At 36.1% G+C, this 22414-nt stretch carries 21 protein-coding genes and 1 riboswitch; of the genes, 7 read left to right on the top strand and 14 right to left on the bottom strand.

All coding sequences use genetic code 11. The features are described from left to right. Position 1 precedes the first annotated feature (1 nt). Together BHE19_RS13965 and BHE19_RS13960 are read right to left on the bottom strand one after the other, a co-directional pair. Positions 2 to 955: an HlyD family secretion protein gene (locus BHE19_RS13965; protein ID WP_070907613.1), complete on the bottom strand. Its 954-nt coding sequence runs from the start codon at positions 953 to 955 to the stop codon at positions 2 to 4. Between the two features lie 12 nt (positions 956 to 967). Next, a complete protein-coding gene (locus tag BHE19_RS13960) occupies positions 968 to 2350 on the bottom strand; it encodes a TolC family protein (protein ID WP_070907950.1) in 1383 nt (460 codons plus the stop codon). A 267-nt stretch (positions 2351 to 2617) separates the two neighbouring features. Here BHE19_RS13960 and BHE19_RS13955 point away from each other — a divergent pair, with 267 nt between their 5' ends. The 3 genes from BHE19_RS13955 (at position 2618) to BHE19_RS13945 (ending at position 6394) form a co-directional block, all read left to right on the top strand. Further along, positions 2618 to 3763 (top strand): hypothetical protein, encoded by a 1146-nt coding sequence (locus BHE19_RS13955; protein WP_070907612.1) that lies wholly within the window; start codon positions 2618 to 2620, stop codon positions 3761 to 3763. Between the two features lie 98 nt (positions 3764 to 3861). Continuing rightward, positions 3862 to 4941 carry a porin gene (locus BHE19_RS13950; RefSeq protein ID WP_083342550.1) on the top strand — a complete coding sequence of 360 codons (1080 nt, stop codon included), beginning with the start codon at positions 3862 to 3864 and terminating at the stop codon, positions 4939 to 4941. Between the two features lie 22 nt (positions 4942 to 4963). After that, positions 4964 to 6394 (top strand): anion permease, encoded by a 1431-nt coding sequence (locus BHE19_RS13945; protein ID WP_017498813.1) that lies wholly within the window; start codon positions 4964 to 4966, stop codon positions 6392 to 6394. Here BHE19_RS13945 and BHE19_RS13940 read toward each other — a convergent pair. Continuing rightward, positions 6391 to 6675, bottom strand: coding sequence for a GNAT family N-acetyltransferase (locus BHE19_RS13940; RefSeq protein ID WP_026110230.1), 285 nt, complete (start codon positions 6673 to 6675; stop codon positions 6391 to 6393). The genes BHE19_RS13945 and BHE19_RS13940 overlap by 4 nt on opposite strands. 318 nt (positions 6676 to 6993) lie before the next feature. Between BHE19_RS13940 and BHE19_RS13935 the strand changes: the two genes are divergently transcribed. Continuing rightward, positions 6994 to 7653, top strand: coding sequence for an alpha/beta hydrolase (locus BHE19_RS13935; protein WP_017498816.1), 660 nt, complete (start codon positions 6994 to 6996; stop codon positions 7651 to 7653). 223 nt (positions 7654 to 7876) lie between these two features. Here the strand turns inward: BHE19_RS13935 and BHE19_RS13930 are convergent, their stop codons facing one another. Further along, on the bottom strand, positions 7877 to 8392 hold the full coding sequence (locus BHE19_RS13930) for a hypothetical protein (RefSeq protein ID WP_017498817.1): 516 nt from the start codon (positions 8390 to 8392) through the stop codon (positions 7877 to 7879). 165 nt (positions 8393 to 8557) lie between these two features. On the opposite strand from BHE19_RS13930, the gene rpmH reads away from it, so the two are divergent. Together rpmH and carB are read left to right on the top strand one after the other, a co-directional pair. Beyond that, positions 8558 to 8719 carry a 50S ribosomal protein L34 gene (gene rpmH / locus BHE19_RS13925; RefSeq protein ID WP_008464848.1) on the top strand — a complete coding sequence of 54 codons (162 nt, stop codon included), beginning with the start codon at positions 8558 to 8560 and terminating at the stop codon, positions 8717 to 8719. 148 nt (positions 8720 to 8867) lie between these two features. Beyond that, on the top strand, positions 8868 to 11723 hold the full coding sequence (gene carB / locus BHE19_RS13920; RefSeq protein WP_017498818.1) for a carbamoyl-phosphate synthase large subunit: 2856 nt from the start codon (positions 8868 to 8870) through the stop codon (positions 11721 to 11723). Positions 11724 to 11815: 92 nt separating this feature from the next. Here carB and yiaA read toward each other — a convergent pair whose 3' ends face one another. The 5 genes from yiaA to BHE19_RS13895 all read right to left on the bottom strand — a co-directional run bounded on the left by yiaA (position 11816) and on the right by BHE19_RS13895 (position 14416). Continuing rightward, positions 11816 to 12214 (bottom strand): inner membrane protein YiaA, encoded by a 399-nt coding sequence (gene yiaA, locus BHE19_RS13915; RefSeq protein ID WP_017498692.1) that lies wholly within the window; start codon positions 12212 to 12214, stop codon positions 11816 to 11818. A gap of 161 nt (positions 12215 to 12375) precedes the next feature. Then, positions 12376 to 12915: a DUF4252 domain-containing protein gene (locus BHE19_RS13910; protein ID WP_070907610.1), complete on the bottom strand. Its 540-nt coding sequence runs from the start codon at positions 12913 to 12915 to the stop codon at positions 12376 to 12378. 1 nt (position 12916) lies between these two features. Next, on the bottom strand, positions 12917 to 13444 hold the full coding sequence (locus BHE19_RS13905; RefSeq protein WP_070907609.1) for a DUF4252 domain-containing protein: 528 nt from the start codon (positions 13442 to 13444) through the stop codon (positions 12917 to 12919). 17 nt (positions 13445 to 13461) lie between these two features. Beyond that, positions 13462 to 13920 carry a hypothetical protein gene (locus BHE19_RS13900; protein ID WP_070907608.1) on the bottom strand — a complete coding sequence of 153 codons (459 nt, stop codon included), beginning with the start codon at positions 13918 to 13920 and terminating at the stop codon, positions 13462 to 13464. After that, complete coding sequence (locus tag BHE19_RS13895) at positions 13907 to 14416, bottom strand: RNA polymerase sigma factor (protein ID WP_017498688.1); 510 nt, start codon at positions 14414 to 14416, stop codon at positions 13907 to 13909. Before BHE19_RS13895 ends, BHE19_RS13900 begins: the two co-directional genes overlap by 14 nt. Before the next feature lie 163 nt (positions 14417 to 14579). Here BHE19_RS13895 and BHE19_RS13890 point away from each other — a divergent pair, with 163 nt between their 5' ends. Further along, positions 14580 to 16052 carry a S41 family peptidase gene (locus BHE19_RS13890; protein WP_070907607.1) on the top strand — a complete coding sequence of 491 codons (1473 nt, stop codon included), beginning with the start codon at positions 14580 to 14582 and terminating at the stop codon, positions 16050 to 16052. A gap of 62 nt (positions 16053 to 16114) precedes the next feature. Here BHE19_RS13890 and BHE19_RS13885 read toward each other — a convergent pair whose 3' ends face one another. From BHE19_RS13885 to cobT, 5 genes are all read right to left on the bottom strand, one after another. Beyond that, the gene (locus BHE19_RS13885) at positions 16115 to 17170 is read right to left on the bottom strand and encodes a YncE family protein (protein ID WP_070907606.1); all 1056 of its coding nucleotides are present in this window, start codon (positions 17168 to 17170) and stop codon (positions 16115 to 16117) included. Positions 17171 to 17174: 4 nt separating this feature from the next. Continuing rightward, on the bottom strand, positions 17175 to 19028 hold the full coding sequence (locus BHE19_RS13880; RefSeq protein ID WP_070907949.1) for a TonB-dependent receptor plug domain-containing protein: 1854 nt from the start codon (positions 19026 to 19028) through the stop codon (positions 17175 to 17177). Between the two features lie 27 nt (positions 19029 to 19055). Next, positions 19056 to 19258: riboswitch (cobalamin riboswitch) on the bottom strand. 67 nt (positions 19259 to 19325) lie between these two features. Beyond that, a complete protein-coding gene (gene cobC, locus BHE19_RS13875) occupies positions 19326 to 19859 on the bottom strand; it encodes an alpha-ribazole phosphatase (protein WP_070907605.1) in 534 nt (177 codons plus the stop codon). After that, complete coding sequence (locus tag BHE19_RS13870) at positions 19844 to 20629, bottom strand: adenosylcobinamide-GDP ribazoletransferase (RefSeq protein WP_070907604.1); 786 nt, start codon at positions 20627 to 20629, stop codon at positions 19844 to 19846. The genes cobC and BHE19_RS13870 overlap by 16 nt, the downstream gene beginning before the upstream one ends. Positions 20630 to 20686: 57 nt before the next feature. Continuing rightward, on the bottom strand, positions 20687 to 22366 hold the full coding sequence (gene cobT, locus BHE19_RS22325; protein WP_083342549.1) for a nicotinate-nucleotide--dimethylbenzimidazole phosphoribosyltransferase: 1680 nt from the start codon (positions 22364 to 22366) through the stop codon (positions 20687 to 20689). Between the last annotated feature and the right edge of the window lie 48 nt (positions 22367 to 22414).

Genomic DNA, 22414 nt, shown 5'->3' with positions numbered 1-22414 from the left:
GTTAATGAGATAAGGTGACAGTCGTTTTTGTAATCAGATCCTTGGTTTGTTCCATATTAACAGGTGTTATTTTTATTTCAAACAAGCTCTCCTGCATTTCATAGTCAGGGTAAGCTGTAGCAATATTTCCGTAGGCTCCCAGTTGTTTTATCGTTGAGATTTTCCCTTTAATGTTTTCTTTTTTATAGGGAACATGAACGGTAATTTCCTGTCCTTTTTTAAATTCGCCCAATTGATTTTCAGGAATCGTAAAACGAAAATAGATACTGTTGTCGATATAACCATTGAATAAAGTATAACCGGGTAGGGCCAGCTCGCCAAGATTTAAGGTGATGGTTTCGATACTCATATTTTGAGGAGCAATGATGTAACGTTCCTTGTTGGCGGTTTCTACTTCCTGCAAAGCTCCAAGCGCCCGGTCCTGTTGTCCTAGTGCCATTGTTTGCTGTTCGATTCGGGCTCCTTTTTTAGCATCGTCTAATTCTGCGACAACAGCGTTGTATTGTGCTTGTGCACCCTGATATTTGGCAAAAGTTTCATCGTAAGTTTGCTGTGATATAAGAGAATCTTTAAGCATATTGGTCAGTCGTCTGATTGATTTTTGAGCAAATTCGTATTGTTCTTTCAGCCCCGTTTTTTTAGCTTCCAGTTGCTTGATCTGGTTTTCGGTGGCCCCTTTTACAGCCATTTTGTATTGTGCCTTTGCTGAGACAACAGCTCCTTCGGCCTGACTTTTTTTAGCGTCTACTTCAGGAATATCTAAAACAGCGAGCGTGTCTCCTTTTTGAACCAAATCGCCTTCTTTGACCCATATTTTTAAAATCTTGCCCGGAATTTTACTAACAACGGCAATTTGTTCTTTTTCTATTTTTCCCTGAATTAAATTTCCTTTTTCTGTCTTTTGACAGGCTATGAAAAGAAAAATGATTGTGGTGCTAATGATTGCTTTTTTCATAAAACAGAACTTTTATTTGGATAGTTTTTTCGACAGATCGCCAGTGGCAATTATGGTTTCAATAGCGGCAAGTCTTTGCTCGATTAAAGTGGTGGTTTTATTTACTGCCGCTTTATAAGAATCGTTTTCTGCTTCAAGCCGTTCCGATATGTTGATGAGACCTTCTTTGTATTGTTTTATAGCCAGATTCAAATTGTTACTGGCGACTTTTTCCTGTTGCTGAGTGATGTCTATTTTTTGAGTCAGAACTGTATAATCGACAAGATTTTTTTCAAGAAGAAGTTCAAGTTTTTCTTTCGTATCATCAATTTGATTTTGTACCTGTTCAATATTAATCTTTGCTTCGTGTACTTTGTGCTTTCTTTCAAAACCGGAAAAGACTTCCCATTTCATAGCGGCTCCCACGATCCAGTTCTGACTTATGGTTAGTTCGTTAAGACCTAAATATAAGGCCTGATTGATTCCCGTGACAATGGGAGTCGTAGCATTGGCATTGAATAAACTTGAATAGGATACACCTCCAAAAGCTCCGAGTGTGGGTAAGTAAGTTCCTTTTTCCTTCTTTAATAAATATTCATAAGCCAATTTGAAAGATTCTAAAGCTTTTATTTCCTGCTTGTTTTGTGTGCTTAATTTCTCATCCGTAATCAAATAAGGGGTTAAAGTATACTGAACATGATCTATCTCGCTAATCGAATAACCAGTTAAATATTGAATTTTTTTATAAATTAGTTTCCGTTTTCCATCCAGTTCAATCTTTTTAGAGGAAAGTTCCAGTGCCGCTAGTTTGATCTTATCCCTGTCATACGGAATAGCAAGTCCTTGTTCAATTGCTTTTGTAACACGTTTGGTTTCCGTGTCCAGTCGGTTTTCGCTTTCTTTAATAAGTTTGTCTATTACTTTTAGTAGTTCCAGTTGGTCAAAAGTGTTGATGACTTCTTTTGTGATGGCATCTTTTTCGGATTCTTTTAAAAACACCGTTCCTTTCGTTTTCTCTTTGATGGCTTTCGCTCCGTTTGGGATTTGCATGCCACTGAATAGTACTGTTTTGGCCATGACACTTCCTGTAAAAATGTTGCCATAGTTTTTAAAAGCGGTTTTTCCGTCAAACAAAGGATAGTTTACAATTGGAATGGTAGCTGTAGGAAGATCGACCGTGAGTTTGTTATCAAAATAAGAATATAAGGCACTGGCTTCAATTGTTGGAATGTATTTGTTCCAGACGCCTTTCTCCTGAAGATTTAATTTTTCAATATCTAAATCTTTATTTTTTAAAGAAGTGCTTTTTTCAATAGCCTTCTGAATGGCTTCTTCCAGAGTTGAAGAAACTGCAATCTGACTTTGTACAGAGTGGAAAGAAAGAAAAAATAGAAAAGGGAATAAGTGTTTTTTCATTACAATTTTTATTTCTGTTATTGGACAAATCATGACACAGGTTTTGTAAGATAGTACAAGAAATGGGAAGGAATCGAAAGAACAATTATTACAAAGTTAAGAATATAAGTCTTACATTAGTGCTGTTGAGATATTTAAAAAGTAAAATACATTTAAAACTTTTTTAGTACTTTATGTTTGTATTGCAGAAAGTTATCGGCTTGTATTAAAGTTTGTCTGTTTTTTCATACCTTAGTAAATGTATTTCCAAATTAACTTATTTTTAACATGAAAAAGAGTTTTTTATTTTTGGTAGTTTTGATAGCCTATTTGTTTAGTTTGCCATTGTTTTCTCAAACTGATAACGAACCTGTTGCTTTAGGTTTGCCGGGCGATAATCTTAATTTGTATGCTGTTTTAGATGTCTTTCAGAAATCCAAAACTTTAGAAGAATTTGAAAGAGTCTTAAATGAACAGGATAGTAAGGTAAATAATCTGGATTTGAATAATGATGGCGAGATTGATTATATCGAAATCGAAAGTCAAAAGAAAGGGAATACACATGTGATTGTACTTCAGGTCGCGGTAAACAGTAAAGAAAAGCAGGATGTTGCTGTTATTGAGGTAGAAAAAGATAAAAAGAATAATGTACATGTTCAGATCATAGGAGATAGGGATTTGTACGGCAAAAATTATATTGTAGAACCTTCAGATGCTACAGCCGGAACACCTAATCCCGGATATAAAGGAGATGCTCCCGTAATTGTAAATAATAATACAATCAATAATTATAATACAACAGCCGGTAATCCGGGTTATGTGACAACAAACATAAACGTGTGGCCGGTAGTATTGTATTTGTTTTCTCCTGTATATGTAGTGTACCGATCTCCGTGGTATTGGGGATATTATCCTTCTTATTGGCGTCCGTGGCGTCCGGTTTATTATCATGATTATTGGGGATATCATGGGCATTACTATAGAAATCCTTATTATAGAAGAACTGTCAATATAAGAAACCAGCGCTATTATAATAATTATACAACCAGAAGAAATTCATCAGCTGTAGTTCGAGATTATAGAAGCAGCGGCCGTTACAATGCAACTTACAATGGAAGGGATTATAAAAGACCCGCTCCGGTTACCAATACAAGACCCACGAGACCTGCTACCACCCGTCCCGCAAATCCGTCAACAAGACCGGTAACACGCCCGACAAATCCAACGACGAGACCAACAACGCGGCCGGTAGCCCCAACAAATCCATCAACCCGACCAGAGGCGAGACCATCTCGACCAGTGAATCGGCCAACAAATCCAACTACAAGACCAACGACCCGGCCGGTAACACGCCCTGCGACCCGACCAGCAGGTAATAGAAGTATAGCAGCGCCACCAAATTCCAATCGTGGTTCCGGTGCCAATAGAAGGTAAGGTTAGATTATAGATATTAGGCTAATTTTTGATTTACAGCATTTATGAATAAAGCGCTACTACTAAAAATTATTTTTTTCTTTATAACGTCATTTTTTATGAATGCGCAAACAGCCGCTGATAAGGAAAGTGATGTTAAGTACCCACAATTTCAGTTCAAAGGCCTTCTACAGGCGCGTTATTTGGAAAGTACCGGTAAAAATGTTGATGTTTTGGGAGTTCATCATTCTACAGGTCAAGTAACACAAAGCTCCTTTGATATTAAAAGAATGCGTGTTGGACTCAATACCAAATTAAGCGAAGCCACAGAAGTCGTAATTCTGGTAAATCTTGCCGATTTTAAGTCTGATCCCAAATCTAAAGTTCTTGAAAATGCTTACGGAAAATATACTTTTAGTAAATATTTAGCCTTGACAGGTGGTCAGTTCCGTCCTGCATTTGGTATAGAAGAGCTGGTGCCTGTTGATATTATAAAGTCATTTGATTTTTCCAATCAGTACTATGAGTTTGGTAAAAACGGATGGACAAGTTTTCAAATTGGAGCGTCGGCAACGGGAGCTTTCGATATTGGAAAGATTCCGGTTAATTATGCAATTTCTGTTTTAAATGGTAATGGAAAAAATCAGGAAATGGATAATGATAACGGAAAATTGTACACGACCAGATGGGGTTTTGGTCTGTCTAAAGAACACAAGATCAATCTGGGTCTAAATGGTGGAATCGGGAAAAGAGCCAATCAGAAAGTTTTCGCTTTGGGGATTGATATTACCAGTGATTTTAAGCTTACCGACAGATTGACTTTTGATTTGCAAATTGAATACAAGCAGGGGACTAATCATAATTTGTATTTTTCCTTACCTGCAGATGCCAGAACGTCAAATGTTGGCGATTATCAAATGCGGGGAATTTATTTTTTACCCAATTTGCGATATTTGGTCGATTATAAAAAATTAACTTCATTGGAACTGTCCTGTCGTTTTGAATCATTTGACAATAATTATAAAGTCAATTCAAATGTACGTCAGACGTATACGCCTATGTTGAGTCTTGAGTTTGGGAAAGCGTATACGGGACGAATAGAATTGGGATTTGAAATTGATCGTTTCGACAAAAATATTCCTGACACCTCATTTTATAATGACAACTTGTTTTTGCTTCAGTTACAACTCCGTCTATAACACAATTTAATTTCCTTTTTTTATGAAAGAAGTACAAATACCTCAAACCTTGATTACACTTGCCGTTGGACTTGCAATTTGGTTTATTCCGGCACCGGATGGTGTTGTTGCAGAAGCCTGGCATTTGTTTGCCATTTTTGTGGCAACTATTCTTGGAATCATTTTAAAAGCAGCTCCTATGGGTACTATGTGTATGATTGCGATTGCATTAACCGCTTTTACACAGGTGCTGGCTCCCGGAGATGCAGGAAAATCGATCACTTTGGCTCTGAAAGGCTTTGGTGATAAGGTAATTTGGCTTATCGGAATTTCGTTTTTTATTGCGAGAGGATTTATCAAAACAGGTTTGGGGAACAGAATTGCTTTTTTGTTTATCAGGATATTTGGGAAAAGTTCACTTGGATTGGCTTATGGCCTTGGCCTTGCCGATTTAGTTTTGGCTCCGGCAGTGCCAAGTAATACGGCAAGAGGAGGGGGGATTATTTACCCAATTATGAAATCAATGTCGATGAGTTTTGGTTCGATGCCGGATCAGCCCGAAACACATCGAAAATTAGGATCGTATCTTACCTTGAGCAGTTACAATGCAAATTTGATCGCATCATCAATGTTTTTAACAGGAACGGCAAGTAATCCAATGTGTCAGAAGTTTGCATTGAATCTTGGAATTAAAATTAGCTGGATTTCGTGGGCGACAGCTGCGATAGTTCCGGGTCTGGTAGCTTTTTTTGTAATTCCTTTGGTACTGTATAAGATTTATCCGCCTGAATTAAAAAAAACGGGAGATGCTCCGCAAATTGCAGCTCAGAAACTAAAAGAAATGGGAGCGATCACCCGTAACGAATGGATGATGCTGTTAACCTTTTTTATTCTGTTGTTTCTTTGGATGACTGGCGATTTGTTTTCTATTGATGCCACAACCACCGCTTTTATCGGGTTGGTTATTTTATTATTGACTTCGGTATTAACCTGGGATGATGTAAAAGCCGAAAAAGGAGCCTGGGACACCATAGTGTGGTTCTCGGTTTTGGTGATGATGGCAAGTTCGCTCAATGAACTTGGGTTTATTGGCTGGTTTAGCGACGTGGTAAAAGCTGAAATAGGAGGTTTGAGCTGGCAAATGGCATTTCCTATTATTGTATTGGTATACTTTTTTAGTCATTACCTTTTTGCAAGTGCAACAGCTCACGTGGCTGCTATGTATGCTGCATTATTGGGTGTTGGAATTTCACTTGGAATCCCAGGCTTGCTATTGGCTTTTATGTTGGGATTTGTGGGTTCTCTTTATGGAACTTTAACGCATTATGGACACGGGCCGGCACCAGTTTTCTTCGGAAGCGGTTATGTCGACCTGAAAAGCTGGTGGGTCAAAGGTTTGATAACCGGTTTGGTTATGCTCTTTATTTATATGGTAATAGGAGGGTTATGGCTCCGATTGATTGGGGATTTCTAAATACGGATTCCCGGAGGAAGTAATTCTTTATATTCCGGATTTTTTTTAATAAACAATACAATTTTTGGGTGGATAGGCATTATTCGGAATTTCTTTTCGCTAACCACTTCCATGATGCCTTTTAGTAAAGTGTCAATTGTGGCTTGATTATCAAAGCCTTCAGGGGAGTTGATTTTGGTTAAGAAAATTTTCTTTTCCTGAAAAGAATACTCCACAGAAAGTAAGCCTTCAGGGACTATGGTTTCAAATTGTCTTGCAAAAGTATTGTCTTTGATTTCCATAGTTTCAATGTGTTCCATATTTGTCATGTTTTGGGGGATTGAATTAAAAAAAATAATAGAAAAGAACATTTGGTAATTTTATAAAGAGCATTCTGGAAAAAATGTTTCAATATAAGTTAACAGGATTGCAAAGTTAATCATTTGATTTTCAATATAAAATTATTTTTTAATCCCATGAAATAGCTCTGAATTGTGCATGTTTACTAATGTTATTTGGTTTGTGGAGTAATTTATGGTGTAAGATTTGCATTGGATATTGCTAAAAAAAGTAATTTTAGCTTAAAAAAAAGCGGTAACCTTAAATTCTCTTGCAGTCAAATGAGTAAAATTCCTGTATATTTTATGCCCGGTCTTGCGGCAAGTCCCGCTATTTTTGAGAGAATCAGTTTAGACGAGTCAGTTTTTGAAATGTGTTTGCTGGAATGGGAGATTCCGCAGCCAAAAGAATCTTTATCAGATTATGCTCTTCGAATTTCGAAAAATATTAAACATGAGAATCCGGTCCTGGTAGGGGTTTCTTTTGGAGGTGTTTTGGTTCAGGAAATAGCAAAACATATTAATGCCCGAAAAGTAATTATTATTTCGAGTGTAAGAAGTAATAAAGAATTTCCAAGGCGAATGAAAATCGGAAAAACAACAAAAGCGTATAAGCTCATTCCGATGAAGTTAATTTTGAATATCGAAAATCTGGCGAAATATTCTTTTGGAGAAAAAGTAAACAAGCGTATTAAGTTGTATGAAAAGTTTCTCGCAGTACGGGATCTCAATTATTTGCAATGGGCGGTCGAATCGATTATTTTATGGAACAGAAGTGAAATCGATCCTAAAGTGATTCATATTCACGGAGATCAGGATGATGTTTTTCCTATAAAGTATATTAATAGCTGCATTGTAGTCAAGGGAGGAACACATATTATGATTCTTAATAAATACAAATGGCTGAATGAAAATCTGCCTTCGATCATTTTGGAAAATTAAAATTTCAAATTCCAAGTTTCAAGTTTCAAGTTTCAGGTTTCAGGTTTTCAGGTTTTCAGGTTTTCAGGTTTTTATGAGTAATATTGTTGTCCCTCATTCCTCGGGATGACAATATTGGGCGAAATGACAAATTCAACGTTAATCTTTATAGTAGAAAGAAGATCTAAATAAAAAATCCCAAACTCTTGTGGAATTTGGGATTTAGAATATTGTAGTTGAAAAATTAGATTTTTTTCATTTGCTCTTTCATCATTGAGATTTGCTCTTTTAGCATTCCCTGTTTGTCTAATTTTTTAGCTTCGTTTAATAGATTAGTCGCTTCAAGCTTTCTTCTGCGTGACATTGCAACTCCGGCAAGGTTTAATTTTGCAACTGCAAGATCCATATCCATTGATAATCCAAGTTCGATTGCTTTTTTGAAATGTTTCTCAGCCAGATTGATATTGGTTTGAGATAACATGATACCGTGCAGGTAATTGAAGTATCCTTGTTGCTTTCTTACTAAGGCAGCTTCAGGGTTTTTGATATAAGCAAGCCATTTTTTAGCGCCTTCAAAGTCTTGTTTTCTTAATTTAAGGAAGGCCAAAAGGATAAATTCGTTTTTGAAGTAAAGAAAAACAGGAATTGCAGTTAATAATATAAGGAAAATACCATTCCCGATATTACTCTCTGTAAATTGCCAAATACCAGCGACTACAAGAAGTCCGGCTAAAATAAGTTTAATATTTTTGTGAAACATAATTATTGTAAATTTGTGATTGCAAAGATAGCAAAAGGAATTAAAAATATTTTTATAAAACTACTTGCCAGAAAAAAAAGTCTTTGTATATTTGCACTCGGTTTTGGAATAATGATATTCAAAAACAGAAAAAGATATTAGATACCATTTTAAAGATACAAAACAATGAGCAAAAGAACATTTCAACCATCGAAAAGAAAAAGAAGAAATAAGCACGGATTTATGGACAGAATGGCTTCAGCGAATGGAAGAAAAGTTCTGGCGCGTAGAAGAGCAAAAGGAAGACATAAATTAACTGTTTCTAGCGAACCTAGACACAAGAAATAATGTTTCTATAAACATAAATAAGGCGTTACTTTTTTAGTATCGCCTTTTTTTATACCTTGTCGGTAAAAAAATCTGCAACGTTCTAGTTTAGAATACACTACGAATGTTTTTTGAAGTACTTTTATAATAACTACACAATACAAATAAAATGCCTAAAGACACATCAATAAAATCAGTTTTAATAATAGGGTCAGGACCTATTGTTATTGGCCAAGCTTGCGAATTTGACTATGCAGGTTCTCAATCTGCACGTTCTATTCGTGAAGAAGGGATTGAAGTTATCTTGATAAACTCGAATCCAGCAACAATTATGACCGATCCAAGTATGGCCGATCATATTTACTTGAAACCATTAACCACAAAATCGATTATTGAAATTCTGAAAGAACATCCACAAATTGACGCCGTTTTGCCTACAATGGGAGGACAAACTGCACTGAACTTGTGTTTGGAAGCTGAAGAAAAAGGAATTTGGCAGGATTTCGGAGTGAAATTAATTGGAGTTGATGTCAATGCAATTAATATTACAGAAGACAGAGAGCAGTTCAAACAGCTTTTAGAAAGAATAAATGTACCAACTGCACCTGCAAAAACGGCCACTTCTTATTTAGAAGGTAAAGAGATTGCACAGGAGTTCGGTTTTCCGTTAGTAATTCGTCCTTCTTTTACTCTTGGAGGAACCGGAGCTGCGGTAGTTTATAAAAAAGAAGATTTTGATGAGCTTTTAACCAGAGGTCTTGAGGCTTCTCCGATACATGAAGTTTTAATTGATAAAGCTTTAATGGGGTGGAAAGAATACGAGTTAGAGCTTTTAAGAGATAAAAATGATAATGTTGTGATCATCTGTTCAATCGAAAATATGGACCCAATGGGAATTCATACCGGAGATTCGATTACAGTTGCACCGGCGATGACATTATCGGATACAACATTCCAAAAATTACGTGACTATGCAATCCTGATGATGCGTAGTATCGGAAATTTTGCAGGAGGCTGTAACGTACAGTTTGCAGTTTCACCAGATGAAAAAGAAGATATCGTAGCGATCGAGATCAACCCTCGTGTGTCGCGTTCATCAGCTTTAGCATCAAAAGCAACAGGATACCCGATCGCTAAAATCGCTTCTAAACTGGCTTTAGGATACAACTTAGACGAATTACAAAATCAAATTACAAAATCAACTTCGGCACTTTTTGAACCGACTTTAGATTACGTAATCGTAAAAATACCACGTTGGAACTTTGATAAATTTGAAGGTGCCGACAGAACTTTAGGACTTCAGATGAAATCTGTTGGAGAGGTAATGGGAATCGGACGTTCGTTCCAGGAAGCATTACACAAAGCCACCCAATCTTTAGAAATTAAAAGAAACGGTTTAGGAGCTGACGGAAAAGGATATAAAAACTACGAGCAGATTATCGAAAAACTGACTTTTGCAAGTTGGGATCGTGTTTTTGTAATTTATGATGCAATTGCAATGGGAATCCCATTGAGCCGTATTCATGAAATCACAAAAATCGATATGTGGTTCCTGAAACAATACGAGGAACTGTATACTTTAGAGAAAGAAATTTCAAATTATAAAGTAGAGACTCTTCCGAAAGAGCTTTTGCTTGAGGCTAAGCAAAAAGGTTTCGCCGACAGACAAATTGCTCACATGATGAATTGTCTGGAAAGTGAAGTACACACTTTGCGTATGGACAAAAATATCAACCGTGTGTTTAAACTGGTAGATACTTGTGCAGCTGAGTTTAAAGCTAAAACACCATATTACTACTCGACTTTTGAGGCAGAAATTGAAAAAGCAAACGGGGAGCGTTATGTAGATAACGAAAGTATTGTAACGGAGAAAAAGAAAATCATCGTTTTAGGTTCAGGACCAAACAGAATTGGACAAGGAATTGAGTTTGATTATTCTTGTGTACACGGAGTTTTAGCAGCCAAAGAGTGTGGCTACGAAACTATCATGATCAACTGTAATCCTGAAACGGTTTCGACTGATTTTGATACGGCGGATAAATTATACTTCGAACCGGTTTTCTGGGAACATATTTACGACATCATTCAGCATGAGAAACCGGAAGGTGTTATCGTACAGTTAGGTGGACAGACTGCTTTGAAACTGGCAGAAAAATTATCTAAATACGGTGTGAAAATCATCGGAACTAGTTTTGATGCACTTGATTTAGCCGAAGACAGAGGAAGATTCTCAGATTTGTTGAGAGAATTACACATTCCTTTCCCACAATTCGGAATTGCAGAAACGGCTGACGAAGCTTCTGCACTGGCAGATCAGTTGGATTTCCCACTATTAATTCGTCCTTCTTATGTGTTAGGAGGTCAGGGAATGAAAATCGTAATCAACAAGAAAGAGTTAGAGGAGCATGTGATCAATTTATTGAAAACTATTCCAGGAAATAAATTGCTCTTAGACCACTATTTGGCAGGAGCAATTGAAGCGGAAGCGGATGCGATTTGTGATGCAGACGGAAACGTTTACATTATCGGAATTATGGAGCATATCGAACCTTGCGGAGTTCACTCCGGAGATAGTAATGCTACTTTACCTCCTTTTAACTTAGGAGAATTCGTAATGCAGCAAATCAAAGATCACACGAAGAAAATTGCCAGAGCTTTAAAAACAGTGGGTCTGATCAATATTCAGTTTGCGATAAAAGACGATACCGTTTACATTATCGAAGCAAACCCAAGAGCTTCCAGAACAGTACCATTTATTGCTAAAGCTTATGGTGAGCCTTATGTGAACTACGCTACAAAAGTAATGTTAGGACACAATAAAGTAACTGATTTTGACTTTAACCCACAATTGAAAGGATACGCGATTAAACAACCGGTCTTCTCCTTCAGTAAATTCCACAATGTAAACAAAGCATTAGGACCTGAAATGAAATCGACAGGAGAGAGTATCTTGTTTATTGACGATCTAAAAGACGATCAATTCTACGAATTGTATTCCAGAAGAAAAATGTACCTGAGTAAATAATCTCAAGTCTTACTATAAAAAAAGCTCCAGTGATGGAGCTTTTTTTGTGGTTAATTTTGGAAGTTGTTTTTGATTAATTCTAGTTTGAAATATTATTCATTTGAAGAGTACGCCATATTGTCTCTCGTATTTTTTTGTACCGAAATAGCTCCAAAAAGAGCCAATAAAAAAGCAAAAGCATAAAAACCTTTTTCACTTGGTAAGATCGTAGCATTCCATAAGCCAACGATTAATAATACAATAGATAAAAGAGTTCCGAACCAGCAGATTCCGTAATACATATCAGTTACCGGAAGTTTCTCCAGTCTGTCTCTGACACTTTTTTGTAAGGAGACAACAGCAAAAAGACCAAACATTAAAACGGTGAAATAATATCCTTTTTCGTTTAAAAGCATTTCGGCTCTTGCAAGTCCTACTATAAATCCAACTGTTCCTGCTCCAAGAGCTACCCATGATGCCGCAATAAAGGCGTTCGATGTTTTTTGTACCATACTTATTTTAATAATTTTGTTTTGGTTGATGAACAAATATAGATAAATTCGGGTCATCTCAAAACAAACGCAAGTAATATTATTCAGTATTATCTTCTAAAAATGTTAAATAAAAAAGCTCCGGATTACGGAGCTCTCTTGTTTTAATATAAAGTAAGATATTATGGTTTCATTAATTGCTGCAAAGGTTTTAATTGATCCATGTTAATATTGGATTGTTTCATAACCGACATCAAGGTCATAATATTGTTAGGGTTCATGTTTTTTCCTAACACACGCACCACTACAAAACCACTTTCTTTTTTGTTGGCAAAAACTACAAATTCTTCGATGTTGTCGTCGGCTCCTACATAACTTATTGATGCACCGTCTTTACCAGAACCAACCTTCATTAATTCCTGGTATTTTGGATTTTTCAGGATCTCTTTCAGTTTGCTGCGTTCTGTTTCAAATTGCGCCTGATTTTTAGACGTCTCTTTGAAAGCCAGGATATTCATTTTGTCAAATGATTTTAAAGCTTCATTTTGCTCTGCAGATAATTTTGCTTTTTCCACATTTAGAATCGATGATGAAATGTCAAGTGCAATAAAATCTTTGTTGTCTGTGTTTTCAACAAAATACTTCTGCAATGAAGGGGTAGAATTACAACTTACTAAAGTCAGTAAAACTAATAGGGCTGAGGTAATAACGCTTGCTTTCATCTTATTTTTTGCCTTTAGAAGCTTTTTTTAAGTCAGACCCACCAGGAAGCTGCATCTTATCTGTTAGTACTGAGATTTCGTTTAAGTCAAAGTTACCAATAAGAGACAGTAATACAGTTTCACTGCCCTTAGCTCCGTCGATGTACATTAGTAATTCTTTTACCTGCGTATCACTTGATCCTGATTTGATCAGGATTCTAACATTTTTACCGCCATCGTTTACTCTCATTAGTTCCTCTAAACCGGCAGTTTTTACATATTTGTCTGCAGAAGCTTTCATGTCAGCTTCAATTTTAGGATTTTTAGTGGTAAACACTTTTAAGTAGTCTAATTTTTTAATCAGATTAATGTACTGTTGCGTTTCTTTATCAGAAGTGTCGGCCTTTACTTTACTCATTAAATCAAACATTTTTTTGTTTACGATTACTGAGGTTACATCGTCCTGACCATCATATTTATCAAATGCTCCCTGAGCATAAAAAGTGTGGCTAACGAATGCTAAAACTAGTGTTATGATGAAATTTTTCATTTTGATTGAGATTTAAATTACTGTTTAAAAATTTTGTTTTTTGATTGTTCGTATTCTTTAATGTATTGTACACTTTCAATACCTACATTAACATTGTTTGATAATAAGGCCAAAGCTTTTTGCGTTGCGGCAAGTGCTTCTTCCGGATCATCATAGGTTCCTAATTCTGATTGAGCTGTAACCGGAGTTGCATTTTTTTCGCTCGTATAGAAATAGGTTCCAATTCCCAGTAAAACAACAGCTGAAGCTGCAATCGATAACCACGCCACTTTTCGTTTTTTAGTTTTTAGTGGGATCGCCTGCGTCGATTTCTGTTCTTTTACCTGAGAGAAATAACCAAACATTGGTTTGTATTGCTCCAAATGCTGCGCAACATCCGGTGAAGAAAAATATTCTTTTAATTGATTTTCTTCGGCAATCGTGGTTTCTCCCTGAAAGTATTTTTCTAATATATCTTCTATTTTATTGAATTCCATAACTGTGTGTATTAACCATTGATTCTCTAATTTTTTTTCTCGCTCTTGAAAGGGCTACACGTATAGCCGTTTCGTTCATGTTGACAATTTTCGCAATTTCATCAAATTCATATTGCTCTACATCTCGCAACTGAATTAATATTTGTAATTGTTCAGGTAATTGGCTTATAATTTTTTCAACCCATTCTAGACTATTCGAATCCTCCAGTTTTTTGTCCAATTGAGGCTCCCGGTCCGTATAATTATTATGTACAATTTTAAGATTTCCGGCCCTTTTCGATTTCAACTGATCCAGACAATAATTCTTGGTCATTGTCATTGCAATAGCTTCAACACTATTATAGGAGTCCAAAGAATCTTTTTTGTTCCATAACTTTACCATAACTTCCTGAGTGGCATCTTCAGCCTCCTCGGTACTGGTTAACAATCTTTTTGCCAGACGAAAAACTTTGTCTTTGAAAGGATTTATTAATTCTATAAACACATTCTGATTCATAAAATTTGTTGGTTATTCGTTAGCTTATATAGTGAAGACGAGACACTATTATTTTTGTTACACGGGGTATTAAATTTTTTTTACAATAAAAAAAGCAATAAAATTCTTAGAGTTAAAACTAAAGATAGTATTTTTACGTTACTACTACATAGATATTTACTATATGAAGACAATATTAAGAAGCGTACTGTTATTATTTTTACTTGCTTTTTCTTTACAATCCTGTGAAGATCAGGATGATGTAGCGGCTCCGGCCTCGTTGCAGGTTAATGATTTTGTCTGGAAAGGACTGAATCAGTTTTATTTGTGGCAAGCTGATGTTCCTACTTTGGCAGATGACCGTTTTAGCAATCAGGAAGCATTAAATGCTTTTTTGAGAGGATATTCTAAACCGGAAGAATTATTTCAGGATTTATTGAATAAACCTATAAGCAAATTTCCAAAAGGTCAGGCAATTGATCGTTTTAGCTGGATTGTTGACGATTATACGGTTTTAGAACAGGAACTTCAGGGAACTTCAAAAAATAATGGTGTAGATTTCAGATTGAGTTATAAACCGGGAAGTACTACAGATTTAGTGGGTTATGTACGTTATATTATACCTAATTCTGATGCTTCTAAAAAAGACATCAAAAGAGGGGATCTTTTTACAGGTATTAACGGAACTTCTTTAACGGTTTCAAATTATCAGTCGCTATTGGCAGCGGATAGTTATACATTGAATATGGCTACTTTTAACGGTACCGGTTTTGATAGTAACGGAAAAACAGTTGCATTAGTAAAAACAACTTTAGATGAAAATCCTGTTTTTATCAATAAAGTGATTACCTCCGGAAGCCGTAAAATCGGTTATCTGATGTACAATGGTTTTTATGGAAATTATGATGCACAGCTTAATGCGGCTTTTGCAGAACTAAAAGCGCAGGGTGTTACTGATTTAGTTTTAGATTTAAGATATAACGGAGGAGGTTCGATTCAAACTTCAACCCGTCTGGCGAGTATGATTACCGGACAGTTTACCGGCAAAGTTTTTTCGAAAGAGAAATGGAATGCCAAAATCAACGAATATTACCAAAGTGAAGATCCTGAATCATTGCTGAATAAATTTGTAGATAAAATGGACGGTGCGGCGATTAATAGCCTGAACATGACTAAAGTTTATATTATAACCACAAGCGGTACAGCATCGGCAAGTGAATTGGTTATAAACGGTTTAGTGCCTTATATTTCTGTAGTTCAGGTAGGAGAGACTACTGTTGGTAAAAATGTAGGATCGGTAACCTTATATGATTCTCCAACTTTTGGAAAAACGAATCGTAATCCAAATCATAAATATGCGATGCAGCCTTTGGTTTTAAAAATTGTAAATGCAGCTGATTTTGGAGAATATACAGACGGTTTGAAACCAACGTATGAAAAATTAGAACGCATTACGAACTTAGGAGTTTTAGGAGATCCAAACGAACCGCTGTTGAGTGTAGCAATATCTCAAATAACAGGAATCAGTGCGAAAAAAGCAGGAGATGACAGTGGGGTAACGCTGAAAGCATTTACAGATGCTAAAGCAATGGACGGAATTAAAAATCAAATGTATATTGAAAAAGCTCCGGAAGGACTTTTACGAGCATTGAAATAAAAGAAAAGGCTTTCAGAAATGAAAGCCTTTTTTTATGTCATAATCTAAACGAATTACAGGAATTAATCGTTGAAATAGAAACCGTTTGGTCCAACACCAACAGTTAATTCTTTTTGTAATGTTCCTCCTAAGTTGTAGATGTAAGCTTTACTGTTTGAAGCAAAATCCCCTCCATCAGCAATAAAAATTCTGTCATTTTTTACAGCAAAACCATACATTTTTCCATACTCAGAAGTTGAGCTATATTGAAAAATAGGAGTTGTTGAAGCTGTAGTTGCAGTGTAGTCTATTGCATAAACTGCAGTGTTTAAAGTGTAGTATATCTTGTTGTTGTAAATGTCTAAGTTTTTAACTCCGTCAAGTGACTCCGGGAAAGTGATTTTCGTGATAGAGTTATCAGATAACTTTACTTTTACAATTTCGCTTCTTTCTCCGAAAGAACTTCTAATGGTATACAAAACACCATCTTTTACTTCCATAGTATCTGCACCATAACCAATCGTTACAGGAGTTTCCAGTTTATTTGTAGTTGGATTAACTACAAGTAATTTATCGTTGTTGTAAGGCTCAGTTACATAAAGTTTGTTGTTGAAAATTTCAATATGATTTCCGGTCGCATTTAACGGTATGGTAGTTTCTACTTTGTTTGTAGACAAGTTGATTACAGCGATGAAATCATCTGTGTTACCAGCCGGATTTGTTTTAGACCAATAGGTATTTGCATTAGTTACATAAGCTTTTCCGTCTTTTACAACTCCATATCTTGGGGCTGTTAAACCGGTTTCAACTTTAGCAATCAATTTAAAACTATAACGGTCTACTACATTAATAACATTTGAACCGCCGGCAATAATATAAGCTCTGTCTCCGTCAAAAAAGATGTTTTGAAGATATTTCCCAACAAAATCACTAGTATTCACAGTTTTGTAAACATCTTTCGTGAAAGTATTTAAATCGTCAGATATGAAAGAAACGGAACCACCATCAGTAAAGTTTCCTTCATTTAAGATGAAAACGCCATTATCATAAACTCCTTTAGGTCCATCAGAGTCGTCATTAGAGCAAGAAACAAAAAGCGATGCGCTTAATGCTAATAGGAATAATCTAGTTAGTTTCATTATATTAAAATTTAAAGTTTAAGTACAAGTTGTAATTTCTTCCGGGCATCGGTCTGTGTTCCAGACTTTGATAGAAGGTATTCCAAACATTTAGAACCTGAAAACCTACTTTGAAAGAAGATAAAAGTTTAAAATCGTAGTCTACACCAATATTAGAAACGGTGTAAGCCGATACAATTTTTTCCGGATCATTGTCGGATTGCGTATACACAAAGCCATTATAAAGAAATTGATAATTGGCGGATAGGTTATTTTTTGAGTAAGCAATGGAAGCAGTAGCTTTATGAAAAGGAACAAAAAATAATTGCTTTTTGGTTTCTACATTTTCCGAAACAGAATAAGCATAAGTAGCATTTGCAGTCAGGTTGTTTTTTCCAAAATTTTTCTTCCAGCTCAATAATGTTTCAGCACCATAACTGTTTACTTTATCTGTGTTTTGCGGCATCCAGATCCCATTTGTACCGGGAACCCATCGCAACAGATCTTTTATTTTGATGTAGTAAAAAGTTTGAGTTAAAGAGAAGTTTTGAATGGTAAAAACGTTTCCAATTTCGGCCTGATAAGAACTCTCCGGTTTTAAATTAGGATTTCCGCCTTCTTCCCAATACAAATCATTGAAAGTTGGGATTCTGAAATTACGGGACACATTCAATTTTAAATTATACAGTTTTCCAAATTGATAGGAGGAACCTGCAGAGAATAGAACGGGTGATTTGTAATTGTCTGTAAACTCTTTACGAACCCCAAATTCGTTTTTCCAGTCCGCAGAAATATCTTGTTTTATAAGTAAAGCAGCAGAACTTATTTCTCTAACATTATCACCAAAACCACTTCCGTATCCTTTAGTTCGGTTGTAGTCCAGAATACCATTTAGTTGTATCGATTCCAGTAATTGATAGCCTAAATCTGCCTTAGAGATGAAGTTTTCGGTCTTTCCATAAGTGAAAATATTGCTCGAATTGTCGGCATAATATTTATAGTTTTCGAAAATATAGGCTGTTTTTAAATTGGTTTTGAATCTGCCAAAATCACCATCATATTCCAATAAGTTCCGATTAAAACCATTTACATATTTGCTTTTAGTTTCAGATTCCGAAACTAATGAGGTATTTCGGTCTGTGTTTGAGGTTTGGGTATATAGCTTTAAACTGTTTTTGTCGTTGATTTTATATCCTGCATTGGCACTTAGGGTAATAACATCATATTGGCCGTTTTGATTCCAGCGCTGTTCGCCTTTCCAGTTGTATTGGTTCAGGTATTTATAATCGTTTGTAGAACTGTTTTTGGAAAAACCAATCTGAGTACTCCATTTTTTATTCGAGATACTCGTTTTATAATTAATTCCGATAGTGTTGAAACTTCCGTAATCCAATCTTAAACTGTTTTCAAATTTATTGTAAAAGGCGAGATCCGTATTCAAGTGTACGGTTCCTCCAACGGCTCCGCTACCGTAAATAACACTTCCTCCTCCTGCTTTTACACTAATAGAATTATAATCGGATCCGGAAATGGTATTAAAATCAGTACTTCCATTCATTTGGGAATTAATGTTAATTCCGTTCCAGATTACAGCCGTTTGCGATGATGTTGTACCTCTAAAAGCAACTGTAGAAAGCATTCCGCGGCCGTACTCTTTAAAATAAATGGTCGAATTAAAGTTTAATAAATCCGTTAATAAGGCTTCATTTTTGCCAATAACAGAGTCATTTAGTTTTAAAACAGATTGTGAATTGGAGTATTTTTTAAGATTAGCGTCAGAAACGACAACCGTTTTAAGTTTCGTAATAGAATCGTTCTGCGCCACAGTAATCTGGCACAACAATAAGAAACAAAGAGCAAAAAGTTTTTTCAAAGTCATAATTTCTACACTCTTTTTCCCGAGAGCTCGATATTGATTACAAAGGCAGGTCTCCTGGCTTGCGTCTTGTTGTTTACCTTCCCATTCGTCAGCGCGAGCAGTGGTTTTGTAGTTAACAACAAGCATTCTTTTCAGAACAAAGCTTACAGTTGCGGGTACAGCTCAAGATTTATTACTTGATTCCCTTTTAATGTGTATGAATGAACACAACCTTAATTTTCTGCAAAGATAAAGTTAAAATTATTGAATTTTCAAATTTGTTTTCGTTTTAGAGAGGGATTCTGAACAAATGATAATTTAATTCACTATTTTAATAACCTGTCCGAACGCTACTTTATTGGTAAAAGCGTCTTTTAGTGGTAATCCGGACTGATGACATAAAATACTTCTGATCACACCGGCATGTGAGACAATGACTACAGGAGTTGTCTGGTTGAAAACATAATCTTCTAAAAACGTACCCACTCTTTCATGAAGTATTGTAAAAGACTCCCCATTTGGGACTTGCGTTGTGACAAAATCTTCCATCCATGGATTAAGTTCTTCCGTAGGAATTGCATCCCAGTTTTTCAATTCCCAATCGCCAAAATTCATTTCCATCAGCCGATCGTCCATAATAAAGGAAGCTGGTTTTATAGTATTCTGAATGTATTGGGCCAGCATAGTACAACGTTTCAATGGACTTGAAAAGAGTAGGGCCTCAAGAGGTAATTGCGAGACAATATCCTTAAAGATTTCTTCGTATGGAACAGCCAAATCTACATCAGTCTGGCCGTAGCAGATTCCTTTTTCGCAGGTTGTTTCGGTATGACGAACTAGATAAATTTCCATATCAGAAGAATGCTTAAATAGTAAATAACTTCACAAACCTGTTGCGTTGCTCCCAGGCAGTCTCCTGTATAACCATCAATCCATTTTTGGAAGTAGCGGGCTAAAAAATAGCGCATGATGAATACCGGAATAATTGCCAAAAGAAATTTAGATTGAAAAAATGAAAGTACCAATAATGGAATTAGTCCGAAGAAGAACGAACCTGTAATTTCTTTCCAACTGTGTTTCTTAGCTATAGGCTTGCTTTTACTTGTCGCATCATCGCGGGAGTATTCGTGAGTAAAAATAATTGATATTGCTGCGAGACGACTTAAAGAATGGGCCGAAATGAATAAGAGGAAAATTAGAAAAATGTTAGTAGTAAAAAGTGAAATGGATTCTGAAAGCAGTTTGAATTTTAATAGAAATAGTAAAACTAAACCAATCGCTCCGTAAGCTCCAATCGCACTGTCTTTCATGATAAGCAGAATTTTTTCTTTGGTCCAGCCGCCTCCAAAACCATCACAGACATCGGCGAAACCGTCTTCATGAAAAGCTCCCGTGGTTAATATTGAGGCGATAATAGCCAAAAGTACTGCGGTTTCAATAGAGAGAAAAAGCGAGAAAAGATAAAAAGCCAGAAAGGAAATGCTCCCAACAATCCAGCCAATGAAAGGAAAATATCGTGTTGCCTTATTTAAATAGTCTGGATCATGATTGATGTTTTTAGGGCACGGGATTCTGGTGTAAAACATTAAACAGGTAAAGAAAATATGTAGTTCTTTTTTCATTTAAGATAATTGATTAAGGCAAAATTAAAGGATGAAACTATAAACTGAGACTGAAAACTATTTTCTGCTAACGCCCGCGCTTTCGAAACTGGCCATTTCATTCAGAAAAACTTCAGCTGATTTCAAAATTGGAAAGGCAATCGCACAGCCGGTACCTTCTCCCAAGCGCAAATCCAGATTCAGAATAGGTTTTGCATTTAAATAATCTAATAATTTCTGATGCGCTTTCTCGGCAGAACAGTGACAGAAGACCGCATTTTTATGAATAGCAGGATTTATTTTTGAAGCAATTAAGAAGGCCGTACTGCAAATAAAGCCATCCACCAGAAGGAGCATATTGTTCTCAAAAGCAGTTAACATCCCGCTGACAATTTGTATAATTTCAAAACCTCCAAAGTAGGCCAACTGTTGTTTTAACTCGGCCGGACCGGTATAATTTTCAATAGCTTTTCGCAGTAAGTCTTGTTTTTGAAGTAATTTTTCATCTTCAACACCCGTTCCTTTTCCTACGCATTCTTCGATAGAAAATCCGGTTAGAAGGCTCATCAATACCGAGGCAGTAGAGGTGTTTCCAATTCCCATTTCACCAAAACCAATACAATTGGAACCTTTTCTTGCAATGTCTTCCACAATTGATTTTCCTTTTTCGAAACACAATTGTAACTCTGCTTCACTCATTGCGGGAATGTGCAGAAAAGATTGTGTTCCTTTGGCTATTTTGGCATTAATCAGATTGGCATTGGTTGGAAAATCATAATTAACACCGGCATCAACGATAGATAACTGAATGTCATTTTGCTTACAGAAGACGTTAATGGCAGCGCCGCCTTCCAGAAAATTAGTCACCATTTGTCTTGTGACATCCTGCGGGTAAGCGCTTACGCCATGGTTGGCAATACCATGATCAGCAGCAAAAACGACGATAAAAGGATTTATGATTTTTGGGTTTAACGTTTCAAAAACAGTTCCCATCTGAAAGGCTAAAATCTCGAGAGTGCCTAAAGCGCCAATGGGTTTGGTCTTCGAATCTATTTTGTCTTGTAGCTGAGTGCTGAAGTTGAAATCTTTTGAGCTTTCTGTTTTTGAGTTTAAATTTAAAACCGGAATTAGATTTTCAACGGTAGTTTTGATTTCCGTACAATCCGGAGCCTCTGATTTTTGTTTCCAGTGTAATTGCTGCAACATGGGTTGATTATCATAATTTGTAGCAGGTTTTCCGATACAGAAATACCCCAACGGCTCAATGTTTTCAGGTAAATCGAGAATCTTTTTAAACTGATAATAGTTCAGAATAGACACCCAGCCCATTCCGTAACCCTGCTCAGTGAGAGAGAGCCAGATGTTCTGAGCAGCACAAACCGAACTGAATTTTACCGCTTCATTACTGCCAACCGTTCCAATGGTAAATTGGTTCAGTACAGATCGATCATAAGCAATAATGAGTCCGATTGGAGCTTCCTCAATGGCCTCCAGTTTTAAGGATTTATAGTGTTCCTTTTGTTCGTGATTGTCGGTAAGTTCCTCAGCTTTTTTGTTGTAATCTAAAAAAAGCTCTTTAATGGTACTTTTAACCGCAGTAGATTTAATAAGATAATATCGGGTAGCATCTGTTAATCCAACTGACGGTGCCCAATGTCCGGCTTGAAGTGCTTTTTGAATGACTTCGTCAGGAACTTCGTCATTTGTAAAATGGCGGGTATCACGACGTGATTTTAGTATATCGTCTAAATGACTCATAATTTCTAAATTCCAATTTTTTAAATTCCAATTTCCAAATCAATTCAA

The sequence above is a fragment of the Flavobacterium tructae genome, from assembly GCF_001853485.1.
Lineage (GTDB): Bacteria > Bacteroidota > Bacteroidia > Flavobacteriales > Flavobacteriaceae > Flavobacterium > Flavobacterium tructae.
The sequence above is the reverse complement of the archived record's forward strand: the minus strand, read 5'-3'. Positions and strand labels throughout refer to the sequence as shown.

What these genes read in the sequence shown, in the direction of transcription:
- BHE19_RS13900 (WP_070907608.1), bottom strand. Translation starts at nt 13,920, where the DNA reads ATGGAATTCAATAAAATAGAAGATATATTAGAAAAATACTTTCAGGGA.
- BHE19_RS13935 (WP_017498816.1), top strand. Translation starts at nt 6,994, where the DNA reads ATGAGTAAAATTCCTGTATATTTTATGCCCGGTCTTGCGGCAAGTCCC.
- BHE19_RS13960 (WP_070907950.1), bottom strand. Translation starts at nt 2,350, where the DNA reads ATGAAAAAACACTTATTCCCTTTTCTATTTTTTCTTTCTTTCCACTCT.
- BHE19_RS13895 (WP_017498688.1), bottom strand. Translation starts at nt 14,416, where the DNA reads ATGAATCAGAATGTGTTTATAGAATTAATAAATCCTTTCAAAGACAAA.
- BHE19_RS13880 (WP_070907949.1), bottom strand. Translation starts at nt 19,028, where the DNA reads ATGACTTTGAAAAAACTTTTTGCTCTTTGTTTCTTATTGTTGTGCCAG.
- rpmH (WP_008464848.1), top strand. Translation starts at nt 8,558, where the DNA reads ATGAGCAAAAGAACATTTCAACCATCGAAAAGAAAAAGAAGAAATAAG.
- BHE19_RS13910 (WP_070907610.1), bottom strand. Translation starts at nt 12,915, where the DNA reads ATGAAAGCAAGCGTTATTACCTCAGCCCTATTAGTTTTACTGACTTTA.
- BHE19_RS13885 (WP_070907606.1), bottom strand. Translation starts at nt 17,170, where the DNA reads ATGAAACTAACTAGATTATTCCTATTAGCATTAAGCGCATCGCTTTTT.
- BHE19_RS13905 (WP_070907609.1), bottom strand. Translation starts at nt 13,444, where the DNA reads ATGAAAAATTTCATCATAACACTAGTTTTAGCATTCGTTAGCCACACT.
- cobT (WP_083342549.1), bottom strand. Translation starts at nt 22,366, where the DNA reads ATGAGTCATTTAGACGATATACTAAAATCACGTCGTGATACCCGCCAT.
- yiaA (WP_017498692.1), bottom strand. Translation starts at nt 12,214, where the DNA reads ATGGTACAAAAAACATCGAACGCCTTTATTGCGGCATCATGGGTAGCT.
- BHE19_RS13940 (WP_026110230.1), bottom strand. Translation starts at nt 6,675, where the DNA reads ATGGAAATCAAAGACAATACTTTTGCAAGACAATTTGAAACCATAGTC.
- cobC (WP_070907605.1), bottom strand. Translation starts at nt 19,859, where the DNA reads ATGGAAATTTATCTAGTTCGTCATACCGAAACAACCTGCGAAAAAGGA.
- BHE19_RS13955 (WP_070907612.1), top strand. Translation starts at nt 2,618, where the DNA reads ATGAAAAAGAGTTTTTTATTTTTGGTAGTTTTGATAGCCTATTTGTTT.
- carB (WP_017498818.1), top strand. Translation starts at nt 8,868, where the DNA reads ATGCCTAAAGACACATCAATAAAATCAGTTTTAATAATAGGGTCAGGA.
- BHE19_RS13950 (WP_083342550.1), top strand. Translation starts at nt 3,862, where the DNA reads ATGAATGCGCAAACAGCCGCTGATAAGGAAAGTGATGTTAAGTACCCA.
- BHE19_RS13890 (WP_070907607.1), top strand. Translation starts at nt 14,580, where the DNA reads ATGAAGACAATATTAAGAAGCGTACTGTTATTATTTTTACTTGCTTTT.
- BHE19_RS13930 (WP_017498817.1), bottom strand. Translation starts at nt 8,392, where the DNA reads ATGTTTCACAAAAATATTAAACTTATTTTAGCCGGACTTCTTGTAGTC.
- BHE19_RS13965 (WP_070907613.1), bottom strand. Translation starts at nt 955, where the DNA reads ATGAAAAAAGCAATCATTAGCACCACAATCATTTTTCTTTTCATAGCC.
- BHE19_RS13870 (WP_070907604.1), bottom strand. Translation starts at nt 20,629, where the DNA reads ATGAAAAAAGAACTACATATTTTCTTTACCTGTTTAATGTTTTACACC.
- BHE19_RS13945 (WP_017498813.1), top strand. Translation starts at nt 4,964, where the DNA reads ATGAAAGAAGTACAAATACCTCAAACCTTGATTACACTTGCCGTTGGA.